The sequence below is a fragment of the Streptomyces sp. WM6378 genome (assembly GCF_001279695.1).
GTDB lineage: Bacteria > Actinomycetota > Actinomycetes > Streptomycetales > Streptomycetaceae > Streptomyces.
In genome coordinates, this window is the sequence record NZ_LGDD01000212.1 from 26,632 (window position 1) to 41,767 (window position 15,136).

The window sequence follows — 15,136 nt, forward strand, 5'->3', positions numbered from 1 at the left end:
CGGGCGGCACAGCGTGGTTCAGCCCTCACCGATCAGCACGGTCTATACCCGTTACAGGGCCACGCCACCGACCGTACGCGGGGTGGGGAGCGGCTCGCCGGCGATGATGTGGGCCGACTTGTCGAGGGCCCGCGCCTGGCCCGTGACAACGCCGTGGCGGCGCAGATGGTCGAGTAGTTCCAGGGCGAGCGTGGGAGCGGCCCGCGAATCGGAGCGTGTCGGCGGCACGAAACCGTGGGTCAGGGGGAGGGAATTCAGGGTACGGAGCGGCGCCGGTTCGGGACCGCCTAGGATCCGGTCATGACGATTCGCGCTGTGGTTTTCGACGTCGGCGAGTGCCTGGTGGACGAGACCCGCGAGTACGGCACCTGGGCCGACTGGCTGGGCGTGCCCCGCCACACGTTCGCCGCCATGTTCGGCGCCGTCATCGCCCAGGGGCGCGACTACCGCGAGACGTTCCAGGAGTTCTGTCCTGGATTCGACCTGTATGGGCAGCGCCAGGCCCGAGCGGACGCAGGCCAGCCCGAGCACTTCGACGAGTCTGATCTGTACGACGACGTCCGCCCCGCGTTGGCGCAGCTCCGGGCTGAGGGTCTGTGGCTGGGCATCGCGGGGAACCAGACCGTGCGGGCCGGCGGGATCCTGCGGTCGCTGTTCACCGACGACGTGGACCTGATCGGCACCTCGGACGACTGGGGGGCGAGCAAGCCCGATGTCGCGTTCTTCGAGCGGGTCGCCGCAGCGGTGCCGTTCGAGAACAGCGAGATTCTTTACGTCGGTGACCGTGTCGACAACGACCTGCGCCCCGCGGTCGATGCCGGCATGCGGACCGCGCTCGTGCACCGTGGGCCGTGGGCCACGATCCAGTGGAACACCGACGAGGCCCGGAACCTGCCGACGATGCGGGTCGAAAGGCTCACCGAACTCCCTGAACTGATCGCGAAGTTCAACGCGTCAGAGCGCTGACCGTCGTCGTCCATCCGTACAGCTGGTCATCGAGGTCACGCACGCACTGTTCGTGCTGGTGCGGTGTCAGGGTGCGCCGCACCTCGCGGATCCGGTCCATGCCGGTGGCGTACCACGTGACGGTGAGCTGATCGAGCGCGAGCGACGCGTACCGGCATGCCTCCTCCGGGTTCCCGGCGGCTGCCTCCACCGCTGCGAGGTCGCCGAGGACCACGGTGCGTTGCTTGTCCGACTCCGGCGGTAGTTCCTCCAGGACCTGAGTCAGGGTCTCGCGGGCCTGCGGCAGGTGCCCGGCCTTCAACTGCGTGTTGCCTTTGAACGCCGCGAGCCGGGCCGCGCTGAACCAGTCGAGCCATCCCGGCGACGCGTGATCCGCCCCGGCCGCGAGGACGTCTTCTCCGTGCCCGATCAGATGCAGTGCTGTGCGCGTGTTGCCGCATCGCGTCTCGCACTCGGCCTCGACCGCATCCAGCCACGCCAGCAGTTCGGCGCTGGCCGGGCCGCGCCGGGCATACGTGCGCGCGGCGACCATCCGCTCCACCGCTTTCTCCCGTTCCCCCGCCCACCCCGGGATGAACGCCATGTGCGCCAGCACGGCCGCGCCGAGCAGCGGGTCGTCGGCCTCGCCCGCCGCCTGGAGCGCACGCAACAGGGTGGCGTCGGCGTCATCGGGCTCGCGCAGGTCGAAGAACTCGATCCGGCCGGCCAACAGGTAGCTCTCGGCGAGGGCTCCGGCGAGGGCCTTGCGGGCGGCTCCGGCGGTCTCGTTGAGGAGGCCGCAGCCGAGCCGGGCATGGGCGAGGACTGACGGGTGCAGGTCGGCGGGGGCGACAGACCAGTACATGCGGCGGTGCGAGCGGGTCACGGCCTCGAAGTCGATGGCCACGGTGGCGGGCTGCATGACGGTCCGTGCTTGGGCGGGGACCGTGGCCAGGCCCATCGCGGCAGGGCTCCCGGCGACGAGTGTGCGGCGGACAGGGTCGGGGCGGGCCTCGTCCCGCCCGTCGGGCGGAGTGAAGCCGAGGGCCTGCATGTCCTGGCCGAGCAGCCGCACCAGGGCTCGCTGGCAATCGGGGTGCGGCCAGGGCGGGTTGGGGGACTCCCAGCGCCGCACTTGCCGTTCGCCGACCGACAGGCCGAGCGCGGTGAGCGCGTCGGCGAGGGCCTGCTGCGAGCTGTATCCGGCCGCCACTCGGGCGGCTCTCAGTCGGGTGTTGCCTGCGGGGCGCGGCACGGGTCACCTCCGATGCGTGGGTGCTCCATCAGTCTCGTCGCAGAGTCCGGTTTATGGCTAGGCCTCACCCGGATGAGGCCAGGAAAGTCCGTATTCCTTGCAGCGAAAGCCCGTTGAAAGTCCTCGTGTTGGCCCGGTCTGCGGCCCACTCTGGATACCCCCAGCCAGATCCCTGACGGCAGCGAGGAGCCCAGTGCCATGCACCCAACACAGTCAGGACTGCAGGCCGCGGGGGGCTGCGAACTGCAAGAGGCGGGCGTCGACTGGGACGCGATCCGCGTGCCCCGCATTCTCGGCCTCACCGCCCTCGACATCCTCGGCCCCCGCTCCGGCGCCGTCATCGACGACGGCCACGCCCTGTACTGGTTCCTCCCTCTCGGCTCGGTCGACGGCTGGGAGCTGGAGAGCACGCGGCCGCTGACGGCGGGCAGTTCACTCACCGTGCCGCCCGCCCGCCGGACGCAGGGGCCCGGCCCGTACTGGCGGATCTGCCCGGGGGATACGAACTGGCACACCGAGCCCGCCGCACTGCGCGCGGCCGTCGAGGACGCCCTCGATGCCCGCGTACGGAACACCCCTTAATCCCACCTTCGCCGACGCACCCAGCCCTCCCGGGTCAGGAGTCCTCGTGAGCACCGCAACCGACGCCGCACAGAACGAAGCCGTCGCGGCCTGGCTGGCCGACAGCCTCAACCGGCCCAGCAGCGCACGCCTGCAATGGAAAGACGGCCGCCTCGCCGTCCTCGCACTCGGCCGACGGTTCTCCGCCGTCCGCCTGGCCGACGAGCTGGTGTACGCCGTCGCGGCCGACACGGAGCCGGCGACCACAAGCACAGCCCTCCGCAGCTTGAGTGGGCCCGTAATCCACGACCCGCGCAACCACCGCTTCTACGCCCTGGTTCCGTCCTCCCCGCCCGGCCCAAGCCTCGGCCGGCATGCGACATACCTCGGCCTCGGCAACTACATCGGCGTGCCCCGTGTCGGGGACAACGAACCGGACGAGTCCCGCGCAAGCTACTGGGCCATGCCCATGCCTGCGCCCGGCGCGCTGTGCGATCCGGTCCGCGTCACCGAAATGATCAACGCAGGCACCGCACTCCTCGAAAGCCGCTCCGAACCTTGACCGCCGAGCCTGCCCGGGCACCTACGTGACACCCGAGTGCGGGGGCCCCGCGCTCGGCAGCGCCTTGGCGGTTGCGATCAAAGACCATCAGTTGGTGGGCACGGTACGTCATATGCCCAGGGGGCGGCGCGTACATCCGGTCAGCTCTTGCCGGCGCGGACTGACAAGGCCGTTCCGGCGAACATCATGATCACCAGCGCGGCGACCAGGGACCACTCGGCCACCGGGCCCGCCTCCCAGTCAGTAGCGAGCACCGTCACGGCGAACGTCAGGGCCCCGGCGTAGCCAGCCAGGGCAAGAGGGTGCCGTCGGTGCTGGTCGGCGTGGTTCATGAAACAAGCCTATGGACAGGACATCTGAAGCGGAACCACCTGCTGTTTCGGGGCTCGCGAACACCATCAGTTCGCAGTCGACATCATGTCGCCGCCCCCACGCACTGCACGTCATGCTCACCCTGCGATGGCGAATGGAGCGTGCTGGATCCCCTCCCATCTCAGACCACGAGCTCGGAAGCAGAGGTCAGGGTCAAGGCCGTGGTTCGTGGATCGGGCTCCGGAACTGCTCGACACCACGCGGCAGAGACACGCAGGAGGGCGGTACCGACAATAGGTGCCGTGTGCGACCGGGCACCTCGAGGCCTCAACTGTTCCATGCCCACTGAGAGTTGTGCGATGGTGCTGCGCCAGAGGATGCTGACGTGTCATGTTCTGATCAACGTGTTGGCCAATGGGGGAGCCGTGGTCTCTGAGCAGGTGGGCGACATCGTGAAGGCGTCGCAGGTGCGGGTCCGCTCGACCACGGGTGAAGTAGTTGGCGCCGGGTTCCTCATCACTGACTATGTGGTGTGCACCAGCGCTCAAGTCGTCGCCCGGGCACTCGGGGTGTCAGCTACCGGCGAAGCGCCGGACGGCCCGGTAGACGTCGAATTTCCGCTGCTGGACGGCCAGCCTCGGGTACGGACAGACGTGGTGTCCTGGCGGTTCGGCAGACTGGATGTCGCCCTGCTGAACCTGCACTCGGGAGTCGAAGGCACGACATCCGTGCCAATCTTCCGCAGGACCGCTAGACCGGACTACGGGTTCAGCGTCTTCGGCTACCCGGAAGGAGCCGACCACGGCATCTGGGCCACGGGCGCGCTGCGGGACAGGCACGCCTCGCGTTGGAAGGAGATGGACATGCTGGCGCGGGGGCCACATACCCGCCTCCCGCAGATCTTCACCGGGTCACCGGTCTGGAACGAGGCGGAGAACCGCGTCTTCGGGATGATGGTCGACACAAGCCAGGGCGAGAACCTCCCATATCTGCTGCCAATGGACACGCTGCTCAACGACCCGATTCTGAACTTGCGCTGCTGCCCCTTCAAGGGATTTTCGGCGTATACGGAGAACGACGCGGAGTCGTTCTACGGCCGAGACAGTGACGTCCTGCGCACGCTCTCGGCCGTGCGCGCCCAGCCGATGACAATCGTGATGGGCCCCTCGGGCTGTGGAAAGTCGTCCCTTGTAAGGGCAGGGGTCCTGCCCCGGCTACGGGCCCGGGGCATGAGTATTTCCGAGCTACGGCCCATGCCTGGAAAACCGGCGACCTCTGTGCTCGCCCCGGCGCTGGCGGAAGTCTTGGATCCGAGGCTCGACGAGGCCGCACGCCTCATTCAGGCCGAGGAGCTGGCTGAGCTACTCAAGATCCACACTATGCACGCGGTCGGCAAACTGCGGGCCGGGATCCTCGCCCGCGGAGGCATCGGACGCGTGCTGTTTGTCGACCAGTTTGAGGACTACGCGGACGCCGCACCGGCGGCCGCACGTGATCTGGCCGGGCTGCTCGACGCCCTGGCTGACGGCTGCCACGTTGCCGGGCTACGGGTTGTCACTACCGCACGGCCCGGAACTCTGCGTGAGCTCGGCACCGACGGCGCCGCAATCCGCGTCAGCTCGAAGGTGTGTGAGCTCGCTCCGCTGACCCGCGATGACCTGAGGAGGGCGATGTCCGGGCCGGTCGACGCTATGCCGCGGCTGTCGTTCGAGCCGGGGCTGCCAGAACGGATCCTCGCGGATGCGGGCGACGAGCCCGGGCGGATGTCCTTGGTCCAGGCCGTCCTGAGTGAACTGTGGACGAAACGCGGCCGCTCGATGCTGACCCACTCCGCCTACGACGCTATGGGCGGTGTCGCGGGCATAGCCGTCCAGCAGGCGACCACCTACGTGTCCCAGGACCAATGGTCGCTTGCCCAGCGGCTGTTCGTCCAACTGGCCCGGCCCGGCGACGGAAACGCCTTCTCCCGGAGATCCGCTCGCGTCGCCGACCTCGCCCCCGAACTCATCAACCTGGCACGGGAACTGGCCCCCCGCAGGCTCGTTGTCCTTTCCCATGCCCCGGGCGGTGCCGAAGGGGAGGAGATTGTCGAACTGCCGCACGAGGCTCTGATCCAACAGTGGCCCCTCCTGAGGCAATGGCTTGTTGACTGCCGGGACTTCCGCAGCTGGCAGGAGCAGCTGCGGGCCGATCTGCGCCGCTGGCAGGCCCAGCCCCAGGATTCCGCTCGCTTGCTCAGCGGATCTGACCTGCTGGAGGCCCTGCACAGATTCGATGAGCATCTCGAGGACCTGTCAGCCGACGAGCGCGACTACATCCTGCTCAGCAGCCGACGCCATGGGGGGCGAGCCGGCAGGGCATTGCAGGCAGCATCCGATGCAATGGGAAGGGCAGAGGCGCCGTTGGGACAGGGCAGGGGATCGGAAGGCCGGCCGCACTGGCAGGTTCTGACCGTTGTCGGTTTGTGGGTTGCCGTCCTGCTGGCTGCCGCGTCTTTCAGTGTGCGTGAAGTACTCGACAGCGTCCAGCAGCACGCACAGCTGGGGCCCTCCGATACACCCGCGGTGGTAACAGCGATCGTCGCCCTGGCCACTGCCACCGGCACTTTGATCGGCGTCGTGCTGACCTCCTACGCCAAGTACGTTCAAGCCCGGGGACAGGCCGACGCGGACCTCATCCGAGCAAGGGCCGAGCTGATGCGTGCGAGAGCCGATGTCACCCGAGCCCGCGCAGGGCTCCCACCGCACACCTCCTCCGCCAACGGCACATCACCAGCCCTCACACCACCTGCCGAACCTGACACCAATCAGCCGCCGCCATCAGTGGGGTTCCCCGATGCATCCTGAACGCGTCCGAGGTGCTGTCCGTGCCGCGGAAGCAAGGTCATGAGACGGCACCTTAAGGACACTTCAAAGACGATGACGTGGGATTCCGTCCGACCACGGGACGTCCGCCCGCTCATCCTGTCGGCATCGGCCATCGTGTCCGACTCGCGAGGCCTTCAGCCCAGGACGACGGGGCGTCGAGGGGGGCCCGAGGAGAGGATGCTGGTGATCAGGTCCCCGAGGCCGACCGGGTAGATCGTGGCGTGAGTGGTCTGCAGTTCGTGCAGCGTCCACCAGCGGTAGCAACGGATGTTGTCGGACTGGGACGCGTGGGAAGTATCGATGTCCTCGGGCGCGAAGCGCGCCAGGTAATACCGCTCGACCTGGCAGACTTCGTGACCGCCGACGGCGTGCTTCGAGCTCCGCTCCGCGAGCTGGGCGCCCAGTTCAACGTCCCTCTCTTCGATACCGAGTTCTTCGCCGAGCTCTCGCAGCAAGGCTGCGAGGTGGTCCTCGCCTGGTTCCAGACTGCCGCCGGGGGTAGCCCAGAAGCCGTCGCTCTCCTCGTAACACAGCAGCAGGACGCGCTGGTGAGCATCGAGAACCACGGCTCGGGCCGCCTCCCGCAGGGGCAGAGCGTTCATGGATCCCCTCCGGCAGTCAGGGGCGTGTAGCGATGATGGCTTCAGTGCGTACGGCTTCGTCGAAGACACCGGCGGGGTTGAACTCGCTGAGTGCCTGGCGCAGGTCGCGTTCGAAGGCGTCCTTGTGGTCGCCGAGTTGGACAGTGCTGGAGTAGCTGTAGGAGAACTGCAGGCCGATGACCTCGTCCACGCTGCGGGTCAGAGTGTGGTCCCAGTGCGCGGTGTCGATGTGGGAGAACGGGGAGCGGGCGAGGACGTCCTGGTGGCGCTCTGTGGGGTGGGAGTAGGTGCCGGAGCCGGCCCGGCGCTCGGGTCCGAGGTAGCGGGTGCGGACCTCGTCGACGACGTGACGCCAGTCGGCGGGCTCGAGGTCGCCGGGGGCGCCGCCGGAGGCGAGGACGATCGCTCCGCCCGGCTCGATGATCCGGTCGAGGTCCCGGGCGACCTGGTCACGGTCCATCCAGTGGTAGGCCGCGCCCATGACGGTGAGCAGCACGGGCCCGGTGTTCATCGCCGGCAGGGTGGTGGAGTCGCCCTCGCGCCAGGTGATGTTGGTGATGTGGTGCTCGGCTGCCAGGCGGCGGCCCTCGTCCAGCATGCCCTTCTCAGGATCGACAGCGATGACCTCACCGACCAGCGGGGCGAGTTCGAGGGCGATGATGCCGGGGCCGGCGCCGAGGTCGAGGGCGCGCTGGGTGCCGTCGAGGCCGAAGCGGTCGGCGAGCAGCGCATAGAACTCGGGCGCGTAGCGGGGCCGGAAGGCGGCGTAGTACGGGGCCGTCGACGCGAACAGCTCTTCCGGCGTGTACGAGGGGGTGGAGGTCACGGGTCCAGTCTCTCGTGGGGATGCGGTCAAGGGGCGGGTGATCGGTCAACGAGCGGGGGCTGCCGTCAGGTGTGCCCACCAGTCCGTGAGGGGGCGGGCGCCGGAGCCCTCCCGGGCGACGGAGCTGTCGGGGTGGCGGTCGCGGGCGCCGAGGAGCTGCCGCTCGACGTCATCCAGGCCCGGCCGGTGAAGGAGCGCGGGTGCGGGGTCGTCGACCGTGTTGAGCCAGCGGAAGCCGTACTGCATCATCACGGCCAGCCTCTGGTGGCCGGAGCGGTTGAGGCCGCCGGCGTGCCAGGTGCGGTTCTCGAAGAGAATGACGTCGTCGGGGCCGGTGCCGGGAGTGATCGCGCCGGGCGGGTCGATGTCGCCCTGGGGGACGGTGACGGGCCCGGTGCGGGTGTGGCTGCCCGGCACGAACATCGTGAACCCGGCGTCCGGTCCAGGGCCGGTGAGGAAGTACGCCACCTTGATCGCGAGGCGGGGCGTGTGCCGGGCGCCGAGGTCGGCCACGGTGGAGGACATGTCGCGGTGCCAGCCGTGCCGGGACGGCACGCGGATGGTGCGCTGCTCGTCCGGCAGGGACGGCATGGAGATCAAGTTGCTCGACAGCAGATGAATGTTGGGGCTGAGCAGCGCGACGAGCGTGGGCAGCACGGCCGGGTTGGCGACGAGCGGCAGGAAGGCATCATCCAGGGCGACGACGCCGCGGAAGCCGTCCTTGCCGTCGGCCGAGCGGTCCCGGCCCGCGGCCCGGTCGCTGGCCAGCAGCCGTACGGCGGCCTCGGCCGCGCGGGCCCGGACCGCGGGGGTGAGGGCGCCGCGCAGGATGAGGAGGCCGTCGCGGTCGAAGGCGGCCACCTGCTCCGGGTCGGGTACGAGCGGGGCGGTCATCGCGGCTCCTTGAGCATCGAGAGCGCCTGGGCGGTGAGCGCGGCCGCGGACATGCCGCACTGCTCCAGCAGGTCGGCGGACGGCAGAGGACGGCCGGGGTCGCGGTAGCCGACCACATGGACGCGGGCGGCATCCCCGCGGCCGGCGAGCAGCGCCCGCACGGCCGGGGCCTGGGTGACGGTGGCCAGCAGCACCGGGACGCCGGCCGGGAACAGGCCGGCGAAGGTGCCGTCGGACAGCGCGGCGGGCCAGGTGCCCGGGGCGCCAAGGACGGTGAGGTCGTTGACGTGCACGTAGCGGATGCGGGCGTCCGGACGGGCGGCGGCGAGCCGGCCGGCCGCGGCGGACACCTCGCGCGCCGCGACGTCCCCGGCGGAGGCCAGGACGATGTCCGGGCTTTCGGAGCCGGGGGCACTCAGGTGGGGCCAGATCGCGGCGCCGTTGGTCAGTTCCTCGCGGAAGGTGTCCGGCGGGAACGTGAGTGGGTGGTGCTTGTCGGCGATCAGGAAGTTCGCTTGGTCCCGCCCGGCGAGCATGACCGCGAGCACGGCGGCCGCGCGGGTGGCGTCGGCCGGGGTGTAGACGTGCACGGTGGGGTTCTCCGTCTCCAGCATCGCCGAGACGAGCCCGGGGTTCTGGTGGGTGTAGGTATTGCGCCAACCCAGCGAGGTGATCAGGTAGTTGATGTTCGCCAGCCCGCCCGTTCCGGTCGCGGTCCGCGCGCTGCGGTGCTTGAGGTGCTGCACGAGCAGGCTGGTATTGACCGCGGCGAACGCCTCGTACGTGGCCAGCAGTGCGTCGCGGCCGGTCTCGGTGTAGCCCTGCAGCCAGGCGTGGCAGATCTCCTCATTGAGGATCTCGATCGCCCACTCCGGCAGCTGGTCGTCCGCGCCGTCGGCGGCCAGGCGCAGCCGGTTGGAGGCGGCCTCGTCCGGGCTGAACAGCCGGAAGGATCCGGCGGCGGCGCGCTCGCGGATCACCGTGCTGACCAGCGGCCACGCCTCGGCGCCGCGGACGGCGAGCGGCGCGACCGGCGGGGCCGGGCGGGGCCGGGGCGCCGGGTGCGGCAGCGCCTGCCGCACGAGGTCGCACGGCTGCCCGCGCTCGGTGAACAACTCGCCCGGCCTATACGAGGACAGCCAGGCGGCGAGAGCGTCGAACTCCTCACGGTTGCGGGCGGGGTCCTTCAGCGGGGTCTTGTGCACCGCCGGGGTCCCGGCGATCCGGCGGCCGCCGACCTGCTCGGGCCCGGTCGCCCCCTTGGGCATGGTCAGGACCAGGACCGGTTGCGGGCGGGCGGCCCCGAGCGGGCGCAGCCGGGCGAACACCTCGGCCAGCACCGTCCGGAAGCCCGCCACGTCGGAGCCGTCGTGGCGGAACGGCTCGTACCCCAAGCCGGTGAAATATGCGCGCAGCTCGTCCTCGTCGAGCCCGGCCAGGAGGGAAGGGCCGCCCATCCGCAGGCCGTTGGCCAGCACGACGGGCAGCACCACGCCGTGCAGCCCGGACCCGAACAGCGCCCGCCGGGCCGTCCACGCCGCCGCGGCCGTACCGGTCTCCAACTCCCCGTCACCGAGCAGCGCGACGACCAGGCGGTGCGGGGAGTCCAGGACCATGCCCTGCGCCACGGCGAGCGCCGGCCCGAGCTGCCCGCCGGTGTAGCGCACGCCGGGGATGAGCGGGGTGATCTCCTCGCCATAGACACGAGTGTGGGGGAAGCCCGCGGCGAGCGCGCGCAGGCCGGCTGCGGACCAGCCCGGTTGGTTGCCGGCCAGGGTGAGGACCTTCGTCAGGTAGGCGTGGGCCAGGGCGGACGGCCCGGCGTGCCCGGCGCCGTGCACGATGAGGACCTCGCTGCCCGGGGGACGCCCGGCGGTGAGCGGCCCCAGCTGGGCGAGCATGAAGTTCACCGGCGGGCACACCCCCCAGTGGCCGCTCGGCGCCTCCTTCACGTCCTGCACCCGCAGCGGCCGGACGGGCAGCACGTTGTCGTTCACGTACAACTGCGCGGCGCACAGGTAGTTCAGCGCCCGCCACGCGGCCATCACGGCCGCGTCCGGCACACGGGCCGCGGCGTGGGCGGCGGCCCGGCTCCAGTCGGGGAAGTCCTCCGGCCCCGCGGCCGCGGGGCCGGGGAGCACAGGGGCGTCGGTCACTTGGCCGTCCCCTTCCGCGCGGCGACTGCATCCACGGCGGCGGTGATCCGGCTGGCCCGGATCTCCGGGGCACCGGCCTCGGTGACCAGGTGGAGGATCTGCGCCTGCTCGTGCTCGGGCACCGTCGTCCAGTCCAGCCCGGCCCGCTCCAGCGCATCGGCCAGGTCCCGCGGCAAACTGCGTGGAGCGCGGTCCCGCACCCCCTGGACGCTCAACGCGATGCCCGTCACCTCGTCGGTGACCGTCGCGTGCGGCACCGCTGCCTGACCGCGCAGCGCGTAGGCGACGACGGTCTTGGACGTGCCGGTGGGGAAGGTGACGCGCAGCCGGGCACCGCGCTGGCCTGTCGGCCCATGGCAGGGCAGCAGCAGGAAGCCCCGGTCGCCGATCCGCTCCGGCCGTGCCACCACGTGCACGAGGTCACAGGCGGCCGGCAGCGGGAGCAGAGCCAGCGGATCCGGCGCCTCGGGGCGGGACTTGGCTGCCTGGAGGGGGCGGGTGACGGCGATGATGCCGCCCTGACCGCGGCCGGCGCGGCGCGCCGCTTTGTGCAGGAACAACGTGCGGTCGACCTCTCCGAGCAGGGAATCGGTGAACCTGTGCTTCCAGCCCTGTGGCCGTTCGGCGGGCCGGTCGGCGGCGGTGACGAACATCAGGGCGACAGAGACCGTCACGGGCAGCACGGCGCCGAGCCGGTCCCGCAGGACCCCGACGGCCTGGTGGAACTGGGCTGCGTCGTCCACGGCCGCGGCGAGGATCACCTCGTCGCCGCCGAAGGTCGCCGCGCAGCCGGAGTCGAAGGGCTGTTCGCGGAACCACGCGCGGGTCGTGGCCCCCACCGTCGCCATGACCTCGTTGCCGGCCAGGTGCCCGTAGGAGGCCGGGTTGGTCGAGTTCGTCCGCTCCACGTGGTCTTTCAGCCCGTCGACGTCCCCGATCGCGAGTGCCACCAGCCGTCCCTCGTCGAGGGCGGCGTCCAGGCAGCGCGGGATGTGGCTGTGGAAGTCGGGGAACGCGACCAGGCCGGTGACCGCGTCTTCGCGGCTGCCGGCGCACCAGGTGCGCAGCGGCATCTGGCTGGGATCGAACAGCGGCACCGACGAGGCCAGCGGATCGAGGGCGCGGGACGTTGCCGGGTGTGACGTACGGGACGGCTCCATCAGCCGGCCACCTCCGATGTGATCGTGCCGGGCGCCACCCGGGCGGGCAGAAGAGGCGGGAGGGTACTGAGGGAGTGCAGGCGCACCGTGGGCACGTCGGGCCTCTGCGGGCCGGCCGCGTGGTGCCGGTCCACCCAGGCCGTGTGCCAGCCGGCCGCCGCAGCCCCGCGTACGTCGGCCTTCAGGGAGTCCCCGACGTGCAGCAACTCCGTGGGCCGCAGCCCGCAGGCGTCCTCGACGGCGGCGAACGCCTCCCGCTCGGGTTTGATCGCGCCGGTGCGCGCCGAGTAGAAGACGCTGTCCAGCAGGTCGCGGAAGACATCCGGAGTCTGTTCGGGCACCGAGGAGCCGAGCATGTTGGTCATGGCGTACAGGGCGAAGCCCCGCGCCCGCAGCGCGGCCAGCGTGTCGGGCACGTCCGGGTACAGCGGCGGGGTCTCGGCCCGGCACCGGGCCCGAATGAGCACCGCGGCGAGCGGGTCGGCCAGCGCGGGGCGGCCGAAGCCGGCCGCGAGTTCGTGCGCCAGGTCCTGCGGGGTGACCGGGCGCCGCTTGGCATCCTGGCCCAGCAGTGCGCGAGCCTCCTGGAGGCCGATGCCGAGCACCTCGGCCACCTGGCCGGTGGTCGCCACCGCCTCCGGGCGCACCAGCGTGCCGCCCAGGTCGAAGCAGACCGCCCGCACGGCAGACCAGTTCACCGGGCCGGTCACGATGCGACCGTCCATGCCGGGAGCGGCGTGGTGGTGACCGGCAGTGGGGCGAGCCCGCTGGCCGGGCCCGACGCCAGCATCCCCGCCTGGACGACGGCCGGCTCGGTGAACACCTGCTGGCGCAGCGGCTCCAGGGTCAGGTGCCACTCCACCGCCGGAATCTTGTCCCGGCAGCACGCGCCGGCCAGCGCGAGCGCCGCCCACAGCCGGTCGCCGTGCGGGAACGTCGCCATCCCCAGATCGGCGGCGACCTCGGTGGTGTGCAGGGAGCGGGCCAGCCCGCCCGACCAGCCCGGGTCGACCTGCCAGACATCGACACTCTCGGTCAGCAGGCGGATCTGCTCGGTCGCGTCGACCGCGTGCTCGCCCGCCGCCAGCGCCACCCCCGCCCCCACCGCCCGCAGCCGGTGCCAGCCCCACGATCCCGGTGGCAGCAGTTCCTCGGCGAACGCGACCTCCAAGTCAGCCAGGACGGGCAGCAGCCGCATCGCGTCGTCCAGGCGGCAGCAGCCCAGAGCGTCGACCATGAACCGGCCCTCGCCCGCGGCCTCCCGTAACGGACCGAGCGTCCTTGCGACCGCCTTCGGTCCGGCGAGGATGAGCTGTTGGGGCAGCGGCCACTTCTGCCCCCAGAACCCCGCCCCGGTGATCCAGGCCGCCGCCTCGCGGGCGGCCGGATGGGCCGGGTCGAGACCGAGGGCCGAGGCGTAGGCGGGAACGGAGGGCCGGATGGTGCCGCCGAGCAGGCTGGTCACGCTCACGCCGGCGGCGCGGGAGGCCAGGTCCCAGCAGGCCAGTTCGACCGCCGAGGCGGCCTGCCGGGCGTGTGCCCCGCTGCGGTGCCGTCCGGTCTGGCGACGGTAGGCCAGGCGGCGCGGTTCGGCGGCGTCGTGCCCAATCAGCCCTGCGGCCAGGTCGTCGGCGACGATCTGCGCGACCGTCTCGCCCACCGGGGCCTGCCAGCCGGAGACGCCGTCACCGACCAGTTCGATGGCGAACCGGGTGCGGTGCTCGGCCCGGGCGGGTCCGGCCGGCCGCACGCCCGCCGCGGCGGCGAGCGGCTCGGGCAGGCCGTGCGGAAGCCCGGCGGGCTGCGGGGGCAGTTGCCAGGCGCGGACCGTCCGGATCACGGTCCCCGCCGCAGCGGCGGCCCGTGTGGCGGAGAGGGGGGATGCCGTCATCAGATCTTCGCCCCCGTCAGTTCCTCACCGGCGAAGGTGAAGCACCACGGGCTGCGGTAGTTCTGCCACCACTGCGGCCGCAGGCCCGTGGGGCCGAAGAGTTCTTCCAGGCTGCGGCGCATGGCCAGGTGCCACTCGATCGTCGCCGAACCGGGCGTGCGGTAGACGTCCATGAACGGGTTGTGGGCCTGGTAGGTCTGGAACCGGGGAAACGTCGTGGTGACCGGCACGAACGTCTTGAGGTGCTCGACGGCATCGTCGAGCGGGTCCAGGCCGACGATGTAGGTGAAGTCGGTGGTCAGGCCCCGCTGCTTCGCCCTGCCGAGGGCAGTGACCATCTCGGCGGGGGTGAGTTTGGCCTTGGACTCCTTGAGGATCTGACGGCGTTCGGTGAAGCACTCGGCGGTCAGCGTGAGATGGAACGGCCCGAGGTCGGCGGCGGCGTCCAGGCCGGCTTCGCTGGTCAGCACCGAGGACAGGAAGTGCAAGGTGCCGGTACAGCCGTTCGCGCCCATCGCCGCGCGGACCTCGGTGAGGTGGGCCAGCGCGAGGTGCTCATAGAGGAAGCAGCCGGTGCAGACCGTCACCGTCTCCACCGAGGCCAGGCTCGTCATGCCGGAGTTCGCCGCGAGCGCCCCGAGGTAGCCGGACAGGTCCAGGGCCTTGATGCTCGGATCGGAGGCGTCTTCGAGGGTGTTGGGGCAGAATACGCAACCGGTGCACTGGGAGCGGGCGTTGGAGTTGAGGGTCAGCATCCGGGTGCCGTTGCGCCAGTAGCCCAGCACCGCGTCGTCGTCCTCGATGCCGTCGACCTCGCCGACCTTCTCACCGTTCAGCCGCAGCTCGTGTTCGTCCAGCTCGAAGGGGGAGTCCTGCCAGCCGAGCGAGAGGATCAGGAACAGCGGGGTGTCCGGGCGGGAGTCCAGCCGCAGTTTGAAGCGCATACGGGGCTTGGCCAGCGGGGACCGGGCGCCGGACGCGTTCAGCGCGATCAGCAGCACGTCCTCGCGGTTGATGTTCCACTCGCGGGCCACCTGCTCCAGGTGGCGGACCGATTCGAGCATCAGCATGTCCCTTTCTCATGACGGGAGTTGCGGACCAGACA

15 protein-coding genes are annotated in these 15,136 nt (G+C 71.0%); 4 read left to right on the plus strand and 11 right to left on the minus strand.

The window, feature by feature from the left end:
- Window positions 1–51: 51 nt before the first annotated feature.
- A complete protein-coding gene (locus ADK54_RS46035; protein ID WP_159047804.1) occupies window positions 52–228 on the minus strand; it encodes a hypothetical protein in 177 nt (58 codons plus the stop codon).
- 72 nt (window positions 229–300) lie between these two features.
- On the opposite strand from ADK54_RS46035, the gene ADK54_RS17320 reads away from it, so the two are divergent.
- Window positions 301–966 (plus strand): HAD family hydrolase, encoded by a 666-nt coding sequence (locus ADK54_RS17320; RefSeq protein ID WP_078966445.1) that lies wholly within the window; start codon window positions 301–303, stop codon window positions 964–966.
- Here ADK54_RS17320 and ADK54_RS17325 read toward each other — a convergent pair.
- The gene (locus ADK54_RS17325; protein WP_053726546.1) at window positions 947–2,200 is read right to left on the minus strand and encodes a hypothetical protein; all 1,254 of its coding nucleotides are present in this window, start codon (window positions 2,198–2,200) and stop codon (window positions 947–949) included. The genes ADK54_RS17320 and ADK54_RS17325 overlap by 20 nt on opposite strands.
- A 198-nt stretch (window positions 2,201–2,398) precedes the next feature.
- Here ADK54_RS17325 and ADK54_RS17330 point away from each other — a divergent pair, with 198 nt between their 5' ends.
- Together ADK54_RS17330 and ADK54_RS17335 are read left to right on the plus strand one after the other, a co-directional pair.
- A complete protein-coding gene (locus ADK54_RS17330; RefSeq protein WP_063801994.1) occupies window positions 2,399–2,782 on the plus strand; it encodes a hypothetical protein in 384 nt (127 codons plus the stop codon).
- A gap of 46 nt (window positions 2,783–2,828) precedes the next feature.
- Window positions 2,829–3,323 (plus strand): hypothetical protein, encoded by a 495-nt coding sequence (locus ADK54_RS17335; RefSeq protein ID WP_053726547.1) that lies wholly within the window; start codon window positions 2,829–2,831, stop codon window positions 3,321–3,323.
- Between the two features lie 140 nt (window positions 3,324–3,463).
- Here ADK54_RS17335 and ADK54_RS17340 read toward each other — a convergent pair whose 3' ends face one another.
- Window positions 3,464–3,655: a hypothetical protein gene (locus tag ADK54_RS17340; RefSeq protein WP_053726548.1), complete on the minus strand. Its 192-nt coding sequence runs from the start codon at window positions 3,653–3,655 to the stop codon at window positions 3,464–3,466.
- 339 nt (window positions 3,656–3,994) lie between these two features.
- Here ADK54_RS17340 and ADK54_RS17345 point away from each other — a divergent pair, with 339 nt between their 5' ends.
- Complete coding sequence (locus ADK54_RS17345; protein WP_053726549.1) at window positions 3,995–6,481, plus strand: ATP-binding protein; 2,487 nt, start codon at window positions 3,995–3,997, stop codon at window positions 6,479–6,481.
- Between the two features lie 155 nt (window positions 6,482–6,636).
- Here ADK54_RS17345 and ADK54_RS17350 read toward each other — a convergent pair whose 3' ends face one another.
- From ADK54_RS17350 to ADK54_RS17385, 8 genes are read right to left on the minus strand one after another with little or no spacing between them, the layout of a single operon-like run.
- Window positions 6,637–7,104, minus strand: coding sequence for an NUDIX domain-containing protein (locus tag ADK54_RS17350; protein WP_063801995.1), 468 nt, complete (start codon window positions 7,102–7,104; stop codon window positions 6,637–6,639).
- A gap of 16 nt (window positions 7,105–7,120) precedes the next feature.
- Window positions 7,121–7,930 (minus strand): class I SAM-dependent methyltransferase, encoded by an 810-nt coding sequence (locus ADK54_RS17355; RefSeq protein WP_053726550.1) that lies wholly within the window; start codon window positions 7,928–7,930, stop codon window positions 7,121–7,123.
- Window positions 7,931–7,975: 45 nt separating this feature from the next.
- On the minus strand, window positions 7,976–8,824 hold the full coding sequence (locus ADK54_RS17360) for a phytanoyl-CoA dioxygenase family protein (RefSeq protein WP_053726551.1): 849 nt from the start codon (window positions 8,822–8,824) through the stop codon (window positions 7,976–7,978).
- The gene (locus ADK54_RS17365; protein ID WP_053726552.1) at window positions 8,821–10,980 is read right to left on the minus strand and encodes a phosphoketolase; all 2,160 of its coding nucleotides are present in this window, start codon (window positions 10,978–10,980) and stop codon (window positions 8,821–8,823) included. Before ADK54_RS17365 ends, ADK54_RS17360 begins: the two co-directional genes overlap by 4 nt.
- Entirely contained in the window at window positions 10,977–12,140 is a 1,164-nt protein-coding gene (locus ADK54_RS17370) for a hypothetical protein (protein WP_053726553.1), read from the minus strand. The genes ADK54_RS17365 and ADK54_RS17370 overlap by 4 nt, the downstream gene beginning before the upstream one ends.
- Entirely contained in the window at window positions 12,140–12,865 is a 726-nt protein-coding gene (locus ADK54_RS17375) for an HAD family hydrolase (RefSeq protein ID WP_053726554.1), read from the minus strand. Before ADK54_RS17375 ends, ADK54_RS17370 begins: the two co-directional genes overlap by 1 nt.
- Entirely contained in the window at window positions 12,847–14,031 is a 1,185-nt protein-coding gene (locus ADK54_RS17380; RefSeq protein WP_053726555.1) for an enolase C-terminal domain-like protein, read from the minus strand. The genes ADK54_RS17375 and ADK54_RS17380 overlap by 19 nt, the downstream gene beginning before the upstream one ends.
- Window positions 14,031–15,101, minus strand: a complete 1,071-nt coding sequence (locus ADK54_RS17385) for a radical SAM protein (protein WP_234392113.1) — start codon at window positions 15,099–15,101, stop codon at window positions 14,031–14,033. Before ADK54_RS17385 ends, ADK54_RS17380 begins: the two co-directional genes overlap by 1 nt.
- Between the last annotated feature and the right edge of the window lie 35 nt (window positions 15,102–15,136).